General features: G+C 32.9%; 15 protein-coding genes and 1 pseudogene. 10 read left to right on the top strand and 6 right to left on the bottom strand.

Annotated elements, in window-relative coordinates:
• Positions 1-146: 146 nt before the first annotated feature.
• The 7 genes and pseudogenes from EAG11_RS17110 (at position 147) to EAG11_RS17080 (ending at position 6,206) form a co-directional block, all read left to right on the top strand.
• Positions 147-1,018 (top strand): annotated as a pseudogene (locus tag EAG11_RS17110) (helix-turn-helix domain-containing protein).
• A gap of 145 nt (positions 1,019-1,163) precedes the next feature.
• Positions 1,164-2,183, top strand: a complete 1,020-nt coding sequence (hemH, locus tag EAG11_RS17105) for a ferrochelatase (RefSeq protein WP_129540225.1) — start codon at positions 1,164-1,166, stop codon at positions 2,181-2,183.
• 22 nt (positions 2,184-2,205) lie between these two features.
• Complete coding sequence (locus EAG11_RS17100) at positions 2,206-2,754, top strand: CopD family protein (RefSeq protein ID WP_129540224.1); 549 nt, start codon at positions 2,206-2,208, stop codon at positions 2,752-2,754.
• Between the two features lie 144 nt (positions 2,755-2,898).
• Positions 2,899-4,314 carry an ATP-binding protein gene (locus EAG11_RS17095; protein WP_129541127.1) on the top strand — a complete coding sequence of 472 codons (1,416 nt, stop codon included), beginning with the start codon at positions 2,899-2,901 and terminating at the stop codon, positions 4,312-4,314.
• Positions 4,315-4,326: 12 nt separating this feature from the next.
• Positions 4,327-5,109: an enoyl-CoA hydratase/isomerase family protein gene (locus tag EAG11_RS17090; protein WP_129540223.1), complete on the top strand. Its 783-nt coding sequence runs from the start codon at positions 4,327-4,329 to the stop codon at positions 5,107-5,109.
• Between the two features lie 119 nt (positions 5,110-5,228).
• Positions 5,229-5,630, top strand: coding sequence for a hypothetical protein (locus tag EAG11_RS17085; protein WP_129540222.1), 402 nt, complete (start codon positions 5,229-5,231; stop codon positions 5,628-5,630).
• Between the two features lie 42 nt (positions 5,631-5,672).
• Positions 5,673-6,206, top strand: a complete 534-nt coding sequence (locus tag EAG11_RS17080; protein WP_129540221.1) for a hypothetical protein — start codon at positions 5,673-5,675, stop codon at positions 6,204-6,206.
• A 143-nt stretch (positions 6,207-6,349) separates the two neighbouring features.
• On the opposite strand, the gene EAG11_RS17075 is transcribed toward EAG11_RS17080, so the two are convergent.
• From EAG11_RS17075 to EAG11_RS17060, 4 genes are all read right to left on the bottom strand, one after another.
• On the bottom strand, positions 6,350-7,174 hold the full coding sequence (locus tag EAG11_RS17075) for an SDR family NAD(P)-dependent oxidoreductase (protein WP_129540220.1): 825 nt from the start codon (positions 7,172-7,174) through the stop codon (positions 6,350-6,352).
• An 18-nt stretch (positions 7,175-7,192) separates the two neighbouring features.
• Complete coding sequence (locus EAG11_RS17070) at positions 7,193-9,589, bottom strand: M20/M25/M40 family metallo-hydrolase (RefSeq protein WP_129540219.1); 2,397 nt, start codon at positions 9,587-9,589, stop codon at positions 7,193-7,195.
• 14 nt (positions 9,590-9,603) lie between these two features.
• A complete protein-coding gene (locus EAG11_RS17065; protein WP_129540218.1) occupies positions 9,604-9,951 on the bottom strand; it encodes a hypothetical protein in 348 nt (115 codons plus the stop codon).
• A 185-nt stretch (positions 9,952-10,136) separates the two neighbouring features.
• Positions 10,137-11,666, bottom strand: a complete 1,530-nt coding sequence (locus EAG11_RS17060) for a bifunctional GNAT family N-acetyltransferase/carbon-nitrogen hydrolase family protein (protein ID WP_129540217.1) — start codon at positions 11,664-11,666, stop codon at positions 10,137-10,139.
• Positions 11,667-11,842: 176 nt separating this feature from the next.
• Between EAG11_RS17060 and EAG11_RS17055 the strand changes: the two genes are divergently transcribed.
• Positions 11,843-12,178: a single-stranded DNA-binding protein gene (locus EAG11_RS17055; RefSeq protein WP_129540216.1), complete on the top strand. Its 336-nt coding sequence runs from the start codon at positions 11,843-11,845 to the stop codon at positions 12,176-12,178.
• A gap of 302 nt (positions 12,179-12,480) precedes the next feature.
• Complete coding sequence (locus EAG11_RS17050) at positions 12,481-13,059, top strand: DUF4136 domain-containing protein (RefSeq protein ID WP_129540215.1); 579 nt, start codon at positions 12,481-12,483, stop codon at positions 13,057-13,059.
• A gap of 164 nt (positions 13,060-13,223) precedes the next feature.
• Here the strand turns inward: EAG11_RS17050 and EAG11_RS17045 are convergent, their stop codons facing one another.
• Positions 13,224-14,096, bottom strand: coding sequence for a CPBP family intramembrane glutamic endopeptidase (locus EAG11_RS17045; protein ID WP_129540214.1), 873 nt, complete (start codon positions 14,094-14,096; stop codon positions 13,224-13,226).
• Between the two features lie 77 nt (positions 14,097-14,173).
• The gene (locus EAG11_RS17040; protein WP_129540213.1) at positions 14,174-14,971 is read right to left on the bottom strand and encodes an AraC family transcriptional regulator; all 798 of its coding nucleotides are present in this window, start codon (positions 14,969-14,971) and stop codon (positions 14,174-14,176) included.
• Between the two features lie 209 nt (positions 14,972-15,180).
• Here EAG11_RS17040 and EAG11_RS17035 point away from each other — a divergent pair, with 209 nt between their 5' ends.
• Positions 15,181-16,377: an aminopeptidase C gene (locus EAG11_RS17035; protein ID WP_129540212.1), complete on the top strand. Its 1,197-nt coding sequence runs from the start codon at positions 15,181-15,183 to the stop codon at positions 16,375-16,377.
• Positions 16,378-16,465 lie beyond the last annotated feature (88 nt).

Below are 16,465 nucleotides of genomic sequence, written 5' to 3'. Positions count from 1 at the left end.
ATGTGTTTTTTTAATTCTAATTGGTTGTAATTATGCAAAAAACGTTATTTTTGCAGCAAAATCAAGTCTTTCGAATTGTTTTATTTAGAGTTATTCTAAATAAGATTTAGAGTTAGCTTTCGTTTTTAACAAAAAAAAATATCGCTATGAGTTCTCAAGAAATTATTAAAATTGAAGACGACTTTACGCTTATTCGTTTTCAGAATGACAGTTCGGAGGTATTTAATGCCCAACGAGAAATCGGTAGTGGCCTGATACAGTTTCACTTTGGTATAAAAGGAAAAGCAAAATTCCTGTTCAATCAGGGCAATTATGCATTGGAACTACAAGAAGAAAAATCATTGCTTTTATACAATCCTCAAAAGAATTGCCACTTCATTTAGAGCTTGCTCCTAATTCTTGGGTAATATCAGTAATTGTTTCTATCAAAAAATTTCACGCATTATTCTCGACCGAAGCTGATTACATAACTTTCTTGAGCGCCGACAACAAGGATAAAAAATATTATAACGAAGGAAAAATTAGTCCATCGATGGCGATTGTACTTAGTCAACTATTTCATTATAATCTACATCCATCTATAAAAAACTTGTATTACAAGGGTAAAGGCTACGAGTTATTAAGTTTATACTTTAATAGAACCGAAGACCCAAATGCCGAACAATGTCCATTTTTAATAGATGAAGACAATGTTTTAAAAATACGAAAAGCCAAAGAAATCATTATTGCTAATATGGCCGAGCCACCAGGTTTACAGGAATTGGCAGATGAAATTGGTTTGAACTTAAAGAAACTAAAAATGGGTTTCAAACAAATTTACGGTGATACTGTTTATGGTTTTTTATTTGATTATAAAATGGACTATGCCCGAAAGTTACTCGATAGCGGTTCATATAACGTAAACGAGGTTGGGTTGAAAATAGGATATAGTACTGGAAGTCATTTTATTGCCGCTTTTAAAAAGAAATTCGCAACGACTCCCAAGAAATATTTGATGTCGATTAATACTAATGTTTAAAATCAGTATCAGTTTTCTATATCAAACAATAATTAAAAAATAGTTAATCGCAATTTAAGAAAAGTAAGAATCTATACTTTTGCTAAAATTTAAACAAACAAATGCTTAAAGCCTAAAGCTTAAAGCCTAAAGCAATAAAATTATAATGAAAGGTGTATTATTAGTAAATCTGGGTTCCCCCGAAAGTCCAACTCCAAAAGACGTAAAACCATATTTAGATGAATTTTTAATGGATAAATACGTAATCGACGTTCCGTATTTATTGAGAGCATTATTAGTTCGTGGAATCATCTTAAGAAAAAGACCAGAAGAATCAGCACATGCATATGAAAAAATCTGGTGGGACGAAGGTTCTCCGCTTGTGGTTATATCTGAAAGAATGCAGAAAAAAATACAACCATTAGTAGATATTCCCGTTTCATTGGCTATGCGTTATGGTAGTATGACAATTGAAAAGGGACTTCAAGAATTACATGAAAAAGGAGTTACCGAAGTGTTGCTTTTTCCTTTATATCCTCAATATGCAATGGCATCGACTTTAACAATTTTAGTTAAAGCTGAGGAGATTCGTAAAAAGAAATTTCCACAGATGACTTTTACTGATGTTCCTGCATTTTACAATAAACCTGATTATATTAAAAACCTTGCCGATTCTATCAAGAAACATTTGGTTGGTTTTGATTACGATCATTTATTATTTTCTTACCACGGAATTCCTGAGCGTCATATTCGTAAAACCGACATAACAAAATCACATTGTAAAATTGATGGTTCTTGTTGTAATACACCGTCTCCAGCGCATGATTTCTGTTACCGCCACCAATGTTATGAAACGACAAGACAGGTTGTAAAACTATTAGGGCTTCCTGCTGATAAATACAGTTTGACTTTTCAATCTCGATTGGCTGGTGATAAATGGCTTGAGCCTTACACTGATGTTGAAATTGATAAAATGCCTGCAAAAGGAATCAAGAATCTTGCAGTTGTAACTCCTGCTTTTGTTTCTGATTGTTTAGAAACATTAGAAGAGATTGCTATGCGTGCCAAAGAAGATTTTGAAGCAAACGGTGGAGAAGAGTTTTTAGCAATTCCATGTTTAAATGATGATGATGAATGGTGCGAAACTGTTGGAAATTGGATTAAAGATTGGCAAAAGAAAAACTAGAAAACTCTTTTAGATACGTTTTATGGAATATTACAACTACCTGAAATCGCTTCACCTCATTTTTGTAATCACTTGGTTTGCTGGGCTGTTTTACATTGTACGCTTGTTTGTTTACCAAATAGAAGCGAATGACAAGCCGTCTCCTGAGAAAGAAATTTTACAAAAGCAATACAAGATAATGACCTACAGATTGTGGTACATTATCACTTGGCCATCAGCAGTATTAGCAAGTATTTTTGCTTTTTGGATGTTGCTTTTTACCGATATAGGAAAAGCTTGGTTACAAATGCCTTGGATGCATGTAAAGCTTGGTTTCGTATTTTTATTATATTTATATCACGGAAAATGCCATCAGATATTCAAACAATTGCAAAATGACAATGTAAAATACACCACTAATTTCATGCGTTTGTGGAATGAAGGAGCAACGATAATTTTGTTTGCTGTAGTGTTTTTAGTTGTTTTAAAAAATGCAATCAACTGGATTTATGGTGTAATCGGAATTTTTTTATTTTCTGTTTTAATCATGCTCGGATTTAAATTTTATAAAAGATTACGAGAGAAGAAATAGTTTTTTTTAGTTTCAAGTTTCTGGTTTCAAGTTGCCAATTGCGACGGAATCTGAAACTTGAAACCTAAAACAAAGAAAACAAAACTTATGCTTAAGAACTTCAAAATGTCAATGCTTTCGTTGCGTGTTAGGATATTCCTTTCGATGATTGTATTGATTGTTGTGGCTTCTGTTTTACTGGCTTCGATTTCTATCATTCAATTTAAGAATGAAGCCAAAGAATACCATCAAGAACGGTTAGAGCGCAAAGAAAATGCAGTAAAAGAACACATTAACTATGTGTTATCTACAACTACTTATCCTTTAAAAACGGCTAACTTAGATCTGATTTTTAAAGATAAAATTCATGAATTAGCTCAAATTCATAATATCGAAATCAATATCTACAGTCTTAAAGGAGAACTTTTAAAATCATCTAAAGAATCTTTTGCCGTTGATAAAGTTCCTCCTCCAATCCCTGAATACATCTTAAAACTAGTACGTTCTTCTATCGAGAAACGTTTTGTAGATATAAAAACTCAAGATGGTGTAAAAAACCGTTCTTCTTATAGTTTGATTAAAGATGAAAAATTCAAGCCTCTTGGAATCTTAAACTTACCATACATAGAAGACGACGGTTATTATGAAAATGAATTGAATACTTTCTTAATCCGTTTAGGACAGGTCTATTCATTTATGCTTATTGTAGCATTTGCATTAGCTTATTTCCTGTCAACATACATTACCAAATCATTAAAAACTATTTCGGATAAGCTAAGCGAAACCAATCTGAATCAGAAAAATGAAAAGATTGTTTTAGAAGCCAGTAGCAAAGAGATTAATTTCTTAATCAAGTCTTACAACGGAATGGTTGAAAAGCTTGAAAAAAGCGCCATAAAACTAGCCCAAAGCGAACGTGAAGAAGCTTGGCGTGAAATGGCAAAACAAGTGGCACACGAAATTAAAAACCCGCTTACGCCAATGCGTCTGACGGTACAGAGTTATCAAAGAAAATTTGATCCTTCGGCTCCTGATGTAAAACAAAAATTGAATGATTACTCCGAAACATTAATTCAGCAAATAGATACTATGTCTGCTGTAGCTTCGGCATTTTCAAATTTTGCTTCGATGCCTGCGCAACAAAATGAAACATTAAATGTGGTAGAAGTTGTAGAACTTTCGTTAGACATCTTTAACGAAGAATATCTGGTGTTTCAAAGTGATGAAGAGGAAATCATTTCTAAAATGGATCGAACACAACTTATCCGAATTATTACCAATTTAGTTAAAAATGCTACTCAAGCTATTCCTGAAATTCAAAACAACAAATCGATTTTAGTTACAGTTAAAAGGAAAGGGGACAATGTTGAAATTACTGTAAAAGACAATGGAATAGGAATACAAAAGCAAGATGTTGATCGTGTTTTTGAACCAAAATTCACTACAAAAAATAGCGGAATGGGTCTTGGACTCGGAATTATAAAAAACATTATCGAAAATTATAAAGGAACAATTACCTTTGAAACAGAATACGGAAAAGGAACCACATTTACGGTTACGCTACCAATTACAAACTCATAAAACAATAGTGTCATGAACTACGAAAATATATTAATCTCAATCGAAGAGAAAATTGCAACAATAATAATTAATCGTCCGACTAAGCTTAATGCGTTAAATAAGAAGACTATTAATGATTTACAAAAAGCTTTTAAGCTATTAGCAAAAAACAATGACGTTCGTGTGATTGTTTTAACCGGAAGTGGCGAAAAGGCTTTTGTTGCTGGAGCTGATATATCTGAATTTGCAAATTATACGATCGAAGAAGGAACTGCTTTAGCAGCCGAAGGTCAGGAGAAATTGTTTGATTTTATCGAAAATCTAAAAAAACCTGTTATTGCAGCTGTTAATGGTTTTGCTCTTGGTGGCGGATTAGAATTAGCAATGGCTTGTCATTTCAGAATTGCTTCTGATAATGCCAAAATGGGATTACCTGAAGTTTCTCTGGGACTTATTCCTGGATATGGAGGAACGCAACGTTTGCCACAACTTATTGGTAAAGGTCGTGCAATGGAAATGATTATGACTGCAGGAATGCTTAACGCTGAAGAAGCAAAAGAATACGGATTAGTTAATCACGTCGTTCCTCAGGCTGAACTTATTACTTATTGCAATACTATTGCTGAGAAGATAATTAAGAATGCTCCAATTGCAATTTCTAAAGCAATTAAAGCTATCAATGCTAATTATAAAGATGGCAAAAATGGTTATGAAGTTGAAATAAAATCTTTCGGTAAATGCTTCGGAACTAAAGATTTCATCGAAGGAACAACTGCATTTTTAGAAAAAAGAAAAGCTGTTTTTACAGGAAAATAGGTTTCTTAACCGCAAAGAAGGCTATTTTTTCCGCGTTAAGTTCGTAAAGAAGATTTAAGCTAAACATTACGTACTTTATGATTAAATCGCAAATCGCAAAATAAAATTAAAACAACATCATGTCTTACGAATCTATATTAAACGAATTTTGGCAAAAAGTAAAAGAAAGTATCCTAAACGGAACTTTTGCTAAACTAACATTAGCCAAAACGATAGGCGACACCGAATTAAAAAACATATATTTTCGACTTGTTATCAACGAAAACAATACTTATGGTGTATCGCTGACTTCACGCTATAAAACAGAAGAAATAGAAACTTTCCATACACTCGAAGAAGCTTTTATTGTTTTAGCACCTTACATTAAAAACCCGTTCCTTACTGCTTTATTATTTACAACCGATGCGGATATTACTTTTAAAGTAAATAAAAAAAATGTGGGAAGTATTATTGAGCAAGCGCCTACCTTTAAGAACGCATCTCCTGTAATGTTAGAGATGATTGAAAAAGGTATCGTATAAATATAAAATTATCATTTAAACCTAAACCAATCTAAGACCCCCATGACGAAAACTACCGTAACCAATTTATTTATAACTGTTTCTCTTTTTATGAGTACTATTACTTTTGCTCAAACAAAAATGAAAGAGTATAAAGCCGGACATATATTTAATATAAGTATTCCTGATTATATGAGTAAAACTGCTGACTTAAATAGTTCTGCAGCAATACAATATAAAAATGAAGTAAAAGACATTTACGGAATCGTTATTTATGACACTAAAGAGGAACTAGGTCTTCTGGATATGAATTATACTTCTGTTAATGAATTTTATGAAGATTTCATTAAAGACTTTCTAAAAGACGAAGAAAAAAGAGATATCTCAAAATTTAAAACAACTAAAAAAGGCGATATCAACTTTATAGAAACAGATGCTAGCTATTTTGACAAAGAAATAAACAATAGCATTTATTACTTTGTTGGAATCGTAGAAACAAAAACTACGTTTTATAAAGTCTTATCTTGGTCTTCGCTACAAGACAAAGATAAATACAAAGCTGATTTTCAAAAAATACTTTACAGTGTCAAAGAATAAAAAAAGAGCCAAAGTTTATGGATTAAACTTTGGCTCTTTTTTTTGCTATAAACACAATACAAACACTGAAAACTGTAACTGTTTTCGACTCTGCCTCAGGATGACATTACCGAATACTGTGACTGCAAACTAAAAACCGAAACCTATGGTTTTTTGGTAAAAGTATATCCTAGTACATTTTCAATTTTAGCGCTTGATATAACCTTTTTGAGGCTTATATTATCATGATTGAATTTAGGTAAAGGCAAATTGTTTTCTTTTGCTTTTAGAGTGTAATATTCTTTGCGAGAAGGATGAAAAGGAGCAACGGCATTATATAGTTCATCCCATGAATTAGATTCTATTATTTTCAAGATGATCCCCATGCAGTCTTCTAGATGAATGAAGTTGATAGGCGCTTCAGGATTCTCAATATTTTCCTTTCCAGCTAGAAACTTAATAGGGTTTCGGTCTTCACCAATTAAACCTCCAAAACGTAGGATAGTAGTCTTAAAATTGTTGTTGTCCTGCAAGAGAGCTTCGGAAATCAATAGTTGTTTTCCACTTTCTGTTTCAGGGTTTGGCTTAGTTTGCTCAGTTATTAGTAAATTACTTTCGCCATAAACAGAAGTAGAACTTATGAAAAGCACTTTTTCGATTGTTGATTTTTCAATAAACGGAATTAAAAATGCGATTTTATCTACAAAACTTTCCGTGTTTTCACCACGCAATTTGGGTGGAATATCGATAATTAAAACAGAACTTCCGTTTAAAAAAGTTTCAATTTCAAGTGATATATTTTTGTCGAAAGGCGAATTGTCTTCGTTGAGAGTTATATTTATTAAAAACGGATTAATACCAGATTCTTTTAATCTCGATATTTTCTCCGTTGAGGTTGTAGAGCCGTTTACAGAAAACCCTTTTGCTATTATTGCTTTCGCTAACGGAGATCCAAGCCATCCGCAACCTAAAATGCTAATCTTTGTCATTATGTTTTTTAAATCAGATTATGGTACTACAATTGGGCTTGGTCTCAAACTGTCATTTGCAACATTCAGGCTGTCTTTAGCAACTGTTGCAGTAGGAGTAGAATCTAAAACGACTTTCGTAGGTTTTATTTTTTCTCTAATAACAACAGCATCATTTAATACAAAAGGAGTTGGCATCATCCAAGAAGCTCTTTTGCTAACATTTAGCAACGGGTTGGTCAATAAGTCAAATGAGCTCTCTATCAAAGTCATGTCAAAAACAGATTTAGCATCGATATTAAATTGCATAATAAGTGGTTCGTTATTAATAACATAATAACTCAATATTTTAGCACCTTTACGTTTCAATTTATTCCCTTTCTCTCCAAGCGGAGCAGCTCCATTTGCTTTAAAATTATTGAAATCCATTTTTGTGCTACCAAAAATGTCATAACGATTTACGTTTCTGTTAGGTGTAATTTTAATTTTTAAATACCTCGTATTTCCTCTTACACTATCTAAAAGAAAGCTAACGGTAGGTTTAGATAATGTTATTTTTGGAGCATCAGCACTATAGGTAAATCCAGAGCTGTATTTACTAAATAGAGGAAGGTCGTTTAAAGCAATGGCATCTTTTGGCTCCTGACCTAAATATTTTTTAGTCCATTCGTCTAGGTTAACATCGTAGGTTGCCCATTTGTAAGTATTATTATCTGCATTGTAGATGTATAATAAACTATTCGATTTTGCTTTTCCGTTTTCATAACCAGAAGTATAACCTCCCCAAGCAAAACATCCAATAGAAGCTACAAAAAAGATCAGTGCCCAAATTCCTTTTTTTAGAAATGAACCAAAAACAGGGAGTAATAATCCGAAGGTTAGAACAGTCAGAATAGCACTTCCAAAAAGCACTTTCAATCCTAAACCTATTGGGAACATGTGAATAAATGGTGCAATAATCAATAAAGTAGGAATGCCAAATAAAAGACTGATTATCAGATTTGCTTTTTGTGTAACTACATAAATTGCAAATAAAAACAATCCGAAGTAAACAGGAATAATCAAGAAACCAGCACCTCTTAAACTATATGCCAGTATTGAATTAATAACTATCCATAAAAATAATGGTGAGATAAAATGATTCATTGTCAACTTTGCATCAGAGAAACTGTTGTAAAATGCAAAGCAAATGGCAATTGTTAGTAATACAAAAGCGGCAATATAGAGATGACCATTATAGGTAAATCCGTTTAGTAAGTCATTGTACTGAGGGTAAATTTGTAATATGATTTTCCATCCTAAAAAAGTAACAATACCAGCAATAGCAATTGCCCCAAGTAAAGGAACAAAGCCTCTAAATATTTCGCTGAAAGTGATAATCCTTTTAGCTTTTCCTATAAAAATTAATAATACAAAAAGACCTAATGCAATAAGAGTCATTGGTAAAACCCATGCAAAAGGATAATTTATAAATGTAAACGGAACTGTAAAATAAACAAAGTCTTCAGTAGTTGGAGCTTTATTTAAGTCAGTATTCGAAAGATATTTCATCAACGGCATTAAGTAGCTACCCTGATGTGTAAGGCTAGTTTTGTTTAAATGTGCAAGATCATCTTGTTGGGTATGATAGTTAAAATGATCGTCTATAAAAGCAAAATTAAATCCCTGAATATCGCCTTGTTCTCTAAAAACGGTCAGATCGGTATCGTTAGGAAGCATCTTGTATATGCTATACATAAGAGAGTTTGATACTGGGTAAGTTGTTTTTGCTTCTGCAAATTCTTTAACCAGCTTAGCGTTTCCGCTGTTGGTTTCCATAAGCATGTAGCTAGGCCCAGATGTTCCACGAGCTTCAAAATTTATTACCAAACCAACGTCCTTAGCCCATTGATGTTGTGTTACAAAAAGTGCAGCGCCGTTTAAACCTAGTTCTTCGGCATCAGTAAAAAGGATAATAATATCATTTTTGTGTTTCTCCTTGCTGTATAAAAAAGCACGAACTCCTTCTAAAATAGTTGCTACGCCCGATGCGTCATCGCTTGCGCCATGAGAAGCCGAATGAGGGGCGCTATCGTAGTGCGAGATCAATAGTAAAGCTTTGGTGTTATTAGACCCTTTAATGCGAGCCATGATGTTTTTAGATTTAACCAGATTTCCCCAGTCGCTCATCGTGAAACCTTCTTGAACAGAAGTCTCAAGTCCAAGTTCTTTTAATTCCGATTCTATATACTGCGCAACTATTTCATGATTTGCCGAACCAACATAATGGGGTTTTTGAGCAATTTCTTTTACATGAGTCAAAGCCCTGTCGGTCGAAAACTCGGCAAGTGCTTCTTCTCCCTTAGAAACCCATTGAGGTTTGAGGGTTATATAAATAAAAGCTAGTACAGCAATAATGACTAGAATGGATAAGACGGAATGGATGTTTTTTTTCATGTGGTATTTGGTGGCTAAAGTTCTTTCTTAACAAGCATAAAATAATCGTTCTCCAAAGAACGGTATCCTTGATCATATAAAAAATAGTAGGTGTTTCCGGTTTTGGTTTCAAGAATATTAGTAAAAAATTCAAAATCAAATCCTTTACTAAGCATTTTACTTCTTGTTGTATTTGTTTTTCCTTCTGGATTAAGTTCCGATAATATGCGGTAATTTTTTCGTAATTTGTTGTTTACGTTGCGCATAAAGTTAGTACTGTCTTTGTTTATTTTGTTATTATAAGCATTACGGCAGTTGTCGGAGCAGAATTTCTTATCCTCTCGACCTACAATTTTTTCAGCGCATTCCAAGCATTTTCTCATGGATTTACTTTTTTTTACTACTAATTATGCTTAATCTTTTCAGTTATTTTGAGCGAAATAATAGTTTTTATTTGTTTACATTGTTCCTGCTTTCGCCTTTATCTCTACACTACGTTGCGAGGATATCGGCTCTATCAGGGCTAATGAGGGTTAATGGTTTTCTTATTTCTCGCATCTTGATATTCTCAAGGATTTAATTTTTTAACTTCATATAAATCATGTCGGCGGTCTTTCAAAATTCGAACGCTACCATGTTCGTGAATGTCTTTCAGTAAATCTAAATCTACATCAACAATCAGGGTCATTTCTGTATTGGGTGTCGCTTCGGCTTTTATTCCGTTGCTAGGAAACGCAAAGTCCGAAGGTGTAAAAACGGCAGCCTGAGCATATTGAATATCCATATTGTTCACTTTAGGTAAATTACCAACACAACCAGCAATAGCAACATAACATTCATTTTCGATAGCTCGAGCTTGCGCACAATGTTTTACCCTGATATAGGCATTTTGAGTATCAGTTAAGAAAGGAACAAACAAAATGTTCATACCTTCATCAGACATGATTCTGGAAACCTCAGGGAATTCAACATCATAACAAATTAAAATCCCAATTTTACCACAATCAGTATCAAAGGTTCTAATTTCAGAGCCGCCTTTCATACCCCAATGTTGTACTTCGTTGGGAGTTATGTGAATTTTGCTATACATCTCAGATGTTCCGTCACGTTTACACAAAAAACCAACATTGTATAAATTACCGTTTTCCATATAAGGCATACTACCGGTAATAATATTGATATTGTAGGAAATAGCAAATTCCTGGAAACGTTTGCGAATAGGATCCGAGTGTCTGGCTAATTCTCGTATAGCTTCAGCTTCAGACAAATGGTTGTAATCGGCCATAAGTGGCGCAATAAAAAGTTCAGGGAATAAAGCAAAATCACTTCCGTAACCTGAAACGACATCTATAAAAAACTCCGATTGTTCAAAAAGAGCTTCAATATTGTTTAATTGGCGCATCTGCCATTGTATTAATCCAAGTCGGATAATGCTTTTGTCCAGATTGATTAACTTAGGGCTTTCATCATAATAAACATTATTCCATTCTAGTAAAACAGCAAATTCCATCGAAGCTTCATCACCTTCCAAATAATTCTTCATGATTCGGATAACGTGAAAATCATTGCTTAACTGAAACGAAAGCACAGGATCGTGTAATTCTTTATGTTTTACCTTATCGATATAATTTTTTGGAGATAATTTCTTAGCATGTTGTGCATAATTAGGAATTCTGCCAGCAAAAACAATAGCTTTCAAGTTCAGTTGCTCACATAATTCTTTTCTGGCATCATATAAACGTCTTCCTAAACGCAAACCACGGTAATTGGGATGAATAAAGACATCAATACCATATAAAATCTCCCCATTTTTATTGTGAGTCGAAAATGTATAGTTGCCTACAATCTGAAGATAATTATGCTTTTTGTCAACTAGCTTTTCATCTACAATTAGTGATAATGCAGATCCAACAACTTTTCCATCTACAAGAATAACCAATTGGCCTTCAGGGAAAATCTCAAGTAGTTTCTCAATATGCTCCACTCTCCAGTAAGAGTCGGCCATTGCAGGATAAGATTCTACCATAGAATTCTTTAGCTGTTTATAATCTTCAAATTCTAAATTTCGTAATTCTACTTTGTTGATTTTTGCCTGCATAATGTGCGATTTTCCTCAAATATAATGAATTATTCCCATTTACAAACGTTTACAAGTAGTTACAGTCGAAAGTAAATAGTTATCAACCGAATAAGGATAGCCTCATGTCGCATCTTTGCCTTGTTGATTTCAGGGTGATTTCAATAATATATATAACCATTTAAATAGTATAAGCCATGGGTACATTAAGAAACAAAGTACAGTTAGTAGGAAACGTAGGAAACGATCCAGAAATTAAAGACCTTGATGGAGGTAAAAAGTTAGCCAATTTAGTAATTGCTACAAATGAAAGGTATACCAATGACAAGGGAGAAAAGGTAGAACAAACAGAATGGCATCGTCTTGTTGCTTGGGGAAAAACTGCCGAAATTATCGAGAAATATGTCGTTAAAGGTAAGGAAGTTGCAATCGAAGGAAAGTTAACTCATCGAAGCTATGATGATAAAAATGGTGAAAAACGCTTTATAACAGAAGTTGTTATAACCGAGCTTCTTTTGTTAGGGAGTAAATAAAGTATCGTTGTAAATATCAAGAGTCCTGTAAAATTCATTTTATGGGACTTTTTTGTGTCTTTATCTTTAGGGTAATTACTCCTAATTCAGTTTGTTATAGCGAATATTTATTCGGTTTTATTCTTACTAATTAGATAAAATAATTTATCTTTAATCAAAATACCACAAATAGCTGTGAATATTTATACCTATAAAACAAGTATTTTAAGCAGGAATCCCCCTTTCATCTGACAGTTTGATCATTTATTTAAGAGTTTAATAGCTTACTAATTTTTTTAATAATCACTTTAAAATTTAATAAAATGAATACAAGAAGAAAAGCCTTATTTATACTCCCAATCATGATATTGGGTTTAATTTACAGCTGTGGTCCAACGGTAAAAGTTACAAACGATTACGATCGATCAGTTGATTTTTCGCAGTATAAAACATTTGCAGTTTATGACTTAAAGGCACAAGAGGGCCAAATGAGTCAGTTAAACGCAGATCGAGTTACAAATGCAATTCGTGTCGAAATGATTAACAAAGGATTTAAAGAAGTGACTAGCAATCCTGATTTGAAAGTTAATGCGGTTACGATTTTAAAAGACAAAAAACAGGTTACATCAAATTCTGATTTCTACGGATATGGCGGAATGTATCGTCCGTATGGATATTGGGGTGGTGGTATGGTAAGTGGTACAACAAGGTACAATACGTACGATTATGTTGATGGATCTTTGATAATCGATATAGTGTCTTCTAAAACACAAAAATTAGTTTGGCAAGGAATCGGTAATACCGAATTTGATAAAAGACCAGATAATCCAGATGAATTTATAAACTCTTCTGTTAAGAAAATTTTAGCTGGATTCCCTCCGGGATTAGTTGCTGAAAATTAAAGAATACTATAAATCATAGTAGAGAATGATTAAGCTTATCTTTTATAAGATAGGCTTAATCATTTTTTATGTATAAGGAATAAGAAGTTTTTAAGAGAATATTGATCTTAAAAATGCAAGTCAATTTTATGAAAGGGAAAGTTAAATTAAAATTATACAGATCTTTATCTTAATTTGTTTTTCCAATAAGGAGGGATTATTTTGTTCTCTTTATGGCATAAAACGAGTAATAGAATTGTAGCAATAAGACAAAATAGGATTGCTTGAATACTGCCTTCTGGGCCAAATTCTCCTCCGGTTATTAATTCTGAACCTTGAATTTTGCTAATCAGTAAACTATTAGTTTTTTCGTTTCCAGATGTTATCGCACCATAGAATCCTGATTGCATAAAATTCCAAGCAAAATGTAATGCAATTGGAAACCATAAATTGCGACTATACATAAAAGCAGCACCAAGTAACAAACCAGCTTCAATGGCAATGCTTAATGCAGAAAGAAACGTGCTGCCTTGATTCGGTAAATGCAATGCTCCAAATAGAGTTGCAGAAATAAGTAAAGCATAATAACTTCCTAGCTTTTCTTCAATTAGTCTAAAAACAATACCACGAATTAATATCTCTTCAAGAATAGCAGTTGTGAAGGCTACAGTAAGTGGGATTATAATAAATGAAAAAGGATTTATAGAAGCAACAAAATAACCTCCATTTAAATAAATAATTAAAATAGTGAGAGACTGAAGAATCGCGCCAATTAAAGTTCCGAGAATTAAATTACGAGCAAGTCTGTTGGTAGATAATTCAGTTATTTTTCTTTTTTCATAATATTTAAAGAAAAGAGTGTAGCTGCCTATTGCTAAGATAGAAACGATAATGCCCTTGAGAAGATTTCTGTAGCTTTTGTCTAGAGATGTAAAGTTCAGTAATTTTTTTGCAATTTCTTGTCCTATGTTGACTATAAGAATGCATACAAGCAGAGAGAGGATTATTTTGATTATTGGGGAATTAAAAAATTTTTGTTTTGTAGTCAGGCTATTCATTTTTTTTGGTTTAAAAGTTAAGTTGGAGCAAAAGTATGCAGTAGTAAAACCAAAAAATAGAATGAAATTTGCCTGTCTTATAATTTTTGAAATTGTTTGGGTAAAAAACCAGTTTGACTTTTAAAGGTTCTTGTAAAATGACTCTGATCAGCAAAACCACATTGAAAACCAATTTCGGTGAGATTGCTTTGGTTGGATTCTATAAGTGTAAGGGAACGATTTATTTTGATTCGTCGCATATATTCTCCCAAAGTGCAACCAAAATACCTGGAAAAATGTTTAGAAATTGTAATGGGGTTTAAGTTCAAAACCTGTGCTAAATCTTGTAGGTTAGGGTTTTCGTTCCAGCAGTCGTTTAATAATTCATTAAGGCTTTTGACCCAAAACGGACTTTTTTCAAATTTTTCTAAATGAGAATGTGAGTTGGCTAATTGTACAAATAGCATATTAATTGTGTCGGCAGAAAATGTATCCGAAATCAAAGATTCTTTAAAAATCTTAAGAATCAAAAATTTGGTAAGCGTAGTATTTTGTACTGATTTTTCGATTATAGCTTCGCTAAGCTGTAGTTCCTTAATTAGATTTTCTTCGATCTCAATATTGATGTTTTTAGAAGGGAAAAGTGTATTCTGATTTAGGTGTAATTCATCGCTATGATAAAATAATAACGAGCCTGAAGTAACAGCTTTACTTGAGTTTTTTCTTCTTTCGGATGTACCACCTTTTAGGAAAAGAGTTATGTGGGCATTATCATGAGAATGCCAGCCTTCAAAGACCTTACTCTGATATTCCGTTTCTATAACTGCAATCCCTTGTGTATTGTTAAAGATTTTTTTGGTATTGCCTAAGTATTTCTCTTTTTCGAGTTCGTACATTTTTAGGATTGTTACTTGAAATTACAGCAACCAAATTACTACTTTATTTAATAAAATAATAAAAAGCGTTTTGTAATCTTTTACGCCTTAACAAAAAAATTATAGAAATATTAACGGTTTAATTCTAAACAATCTGTTTTATATTTAATTGTTTTGTAACAAAAAATAAATTATCACTACTAATTTATCAAAATCATTAAATAATTATTATGTACAAATTTTCAATGAAATCGGTATTCGCCGCATCTGCCTTTATGGTAGGAGTGAGTGGCTGTTTTGCGCAAGACGTATTAGTAAATTCACTTAAATTAAACGCTAGCGAAAAAAGTAAAGAGAACTTCAAATTTACCGAAGTAATTAACTTAGGGACAACATCGGTAAAAGCGCAAGGATCATCTGGAACATGCTGGAGTTATTCTACAAACTCATTCCTTGAGTCTGAAATGATTCGTTTAGGAAAACAACCTGTAGAATTGTCTCAGATTTTTTCTGCAAGAAATGTTTATGTAGACAAAGGGGTAAATTATGTACGTATGCACGGAGCAATTACTTTAGGTGATGGTGGAGCTTTGCATGATGTTATTAATATGTACAAAAAATACGGAACTGTGCCTAGAGAAGTTTATACAGGACTAAACTATGGAACAGACAAAAATAAATTTGCAGAAATGGGAGCTCTTATCGAAGGAGTTTTAACAGCTGTAGTTAAAAATCCAAACGGAGAATTAACACCAAACTGGCAAAAAGCATATGCTGCTGTTATTGATTCTTACTTAGGAAAAGTGCCGGAAAACTTTACTTACAAAGGAAAAAACTATACACCACAATCATTTGCTAAAGAGGTTGTAGGAATTAATCCTGACGAATATGTAGAGTTGTCTTCATTTACTACTTCTCCATATTATCAAAAAACAACTATGATGGTTCCAGACAACTGGTCATTAGATCAAGTATATAATGTAAAAGTAAATGATATGACAGATGTTATTGATAATGCTTTGAAAAAAGGATATACAGTTGCTTGGGCTACAGATGTAAGTGAAAAAAGCTTTAGCTGGAAAAACGGAGTTGCATATGTAGCGAATAAAAAGTTCGATGATATGACAGCCGATGAAAAAGCAGACATGTTTAATGGACCAAAAGCAGAGCCAGAAATTACTGCCGAAATGCGTCAGACTGCTTTTGATAATTATACAACAACCGATGATCACGGAATGCATATTATTGGTTTAGCCAAAGATCAAACAGGTAAAGAATACTATATCGTTAAAAATTCTTGGGGAGAAACAAATGACTATAAAGGCTTCTTGTTTGTGACCAAAAACTTCGTGAAGTATAAAACTACTGCTCTATTGGTAAATAAAGGCGGAATACCTGCTGAAATCGCTAAAAAACTAGGGGTTTAAGTTTAATCGGGTTCTCAAACTATAAAAAAAGCGTTGCAAGTAATTGTAGCGCTTTTCTTTTTAAATATGTCCTTAATGAATTAATTGT

It is taken from the genome of Flavobacterium sp. 140616W15, from assembly GCF_003668995.1.
Lineage (GTDB): Bacteria > Bacteroidota > Bacteroidia > Flavobacteriales > Flavobacteriaceae > Flavobacterium.
Note: the sequence above shows the minus strand (reverse complement) of the source record. Positions and strands in the feature narration are given on the sequence as shown.

Coding starts and splice junctions, on each gene's coding strand:
- hemH (WP_129540225.1), top strand. CDS start 1,164: ATGAAAGGTGTATTATTAGTAAATCTGGGTTCCCCCGAAAGTCCAACT.
- EAG11_RS17100 (WP_129540224.1), top strand. CDS start 2,206: ATGGAATATTACAACTACCTGAAATCGCTTCACCTCATTTTTGTAATC.
- EAG11_RS17095 (WP_129541127.1), top strand. CDS start 2,899: ATGATTGTATTGATTGTTGTGGCTTCTGTTTTACTGGCTTCGATTTCT.
- EAG11_RS17090 (WP_129540223.1), top strand. CDS start 4,327: ATGAACTACGAAAATATATTAATCTCAATCGAAGAGAAAATTGCAACA.
- EAG11_RS17085 (WP_129540222.1), top strand. CDS start 5,229: ATGTCTTACGAATCTATATTAAACGAATTTTGGCAAAAAGTAAAAGAA.
- EAG11_RS17080 (WP_129540221.1), top strand. CDS start 5,673: ATGACGAAAACTACCGTAACCAATTTATTTATAACTGTTTCTCTTTTT.
- EAG11_RS17075 (WP_129540220.1), bottom strand. CDS start 7,174: ATGACAAAGATTAGCATTTTAGGTTGCGGATGGCTTGGATCTCCGTTA.
- EAG11_RS17070 (WP_129540219.1), bottom strand. CDS start 9,589: ATGAAAAAAAACATCCATTCCGTCTTATCCATTCTAGTCATTATTGCT.
- EAG11_RS17065 (WP_129540218.1), bottom strand. CDS start 9,951: ATGAGAAAATGCTTGGAATGCGCTGAAAAAATTGTAGGTCGAGAGGAT.
- EAG11_RS17060 (WP_129540217.1), bottom strand. CDS start 11,666: ATGCAGGCAAAAATCAACAAAGTAGAATTACGAAATTTAGAATTTGAA.
- EAG11_RS17055 (WP_129540216.1), top strand. CDS start 11,843: ATGGGTACATTAAGAAACAAAGTACAGTTAGTAGGAAACGTAGGAAAC.
- EAG11_RS17050 (WP_129540215.1), top strand. CDS start 12,481: ATGAATACAAGAAGAAAAGCCTTATTTATACTCCCAATCATGATATTG.
- EAG11_RS17045 (WP_129540214.1), bottom strand. CDS start 14,096: ATGAATAGCCTGACTACAAAACAAAAATTTTTTAATTCCCCAATAATC.
- EAG11_RS17040 (WP_129540213.1), bottom strand. CDS start 14,971: ATGTACGAACTCGAAAAAGAGAAATACTTAGGCAATACCAAAAAAATC.
- EAG11_RS17035 (WP_129540212.1), top strand. CDS start 15,181: ATGTACAAATTTTCAATGAAATCGGTATTCGCCGCATCTGCCTTTATG.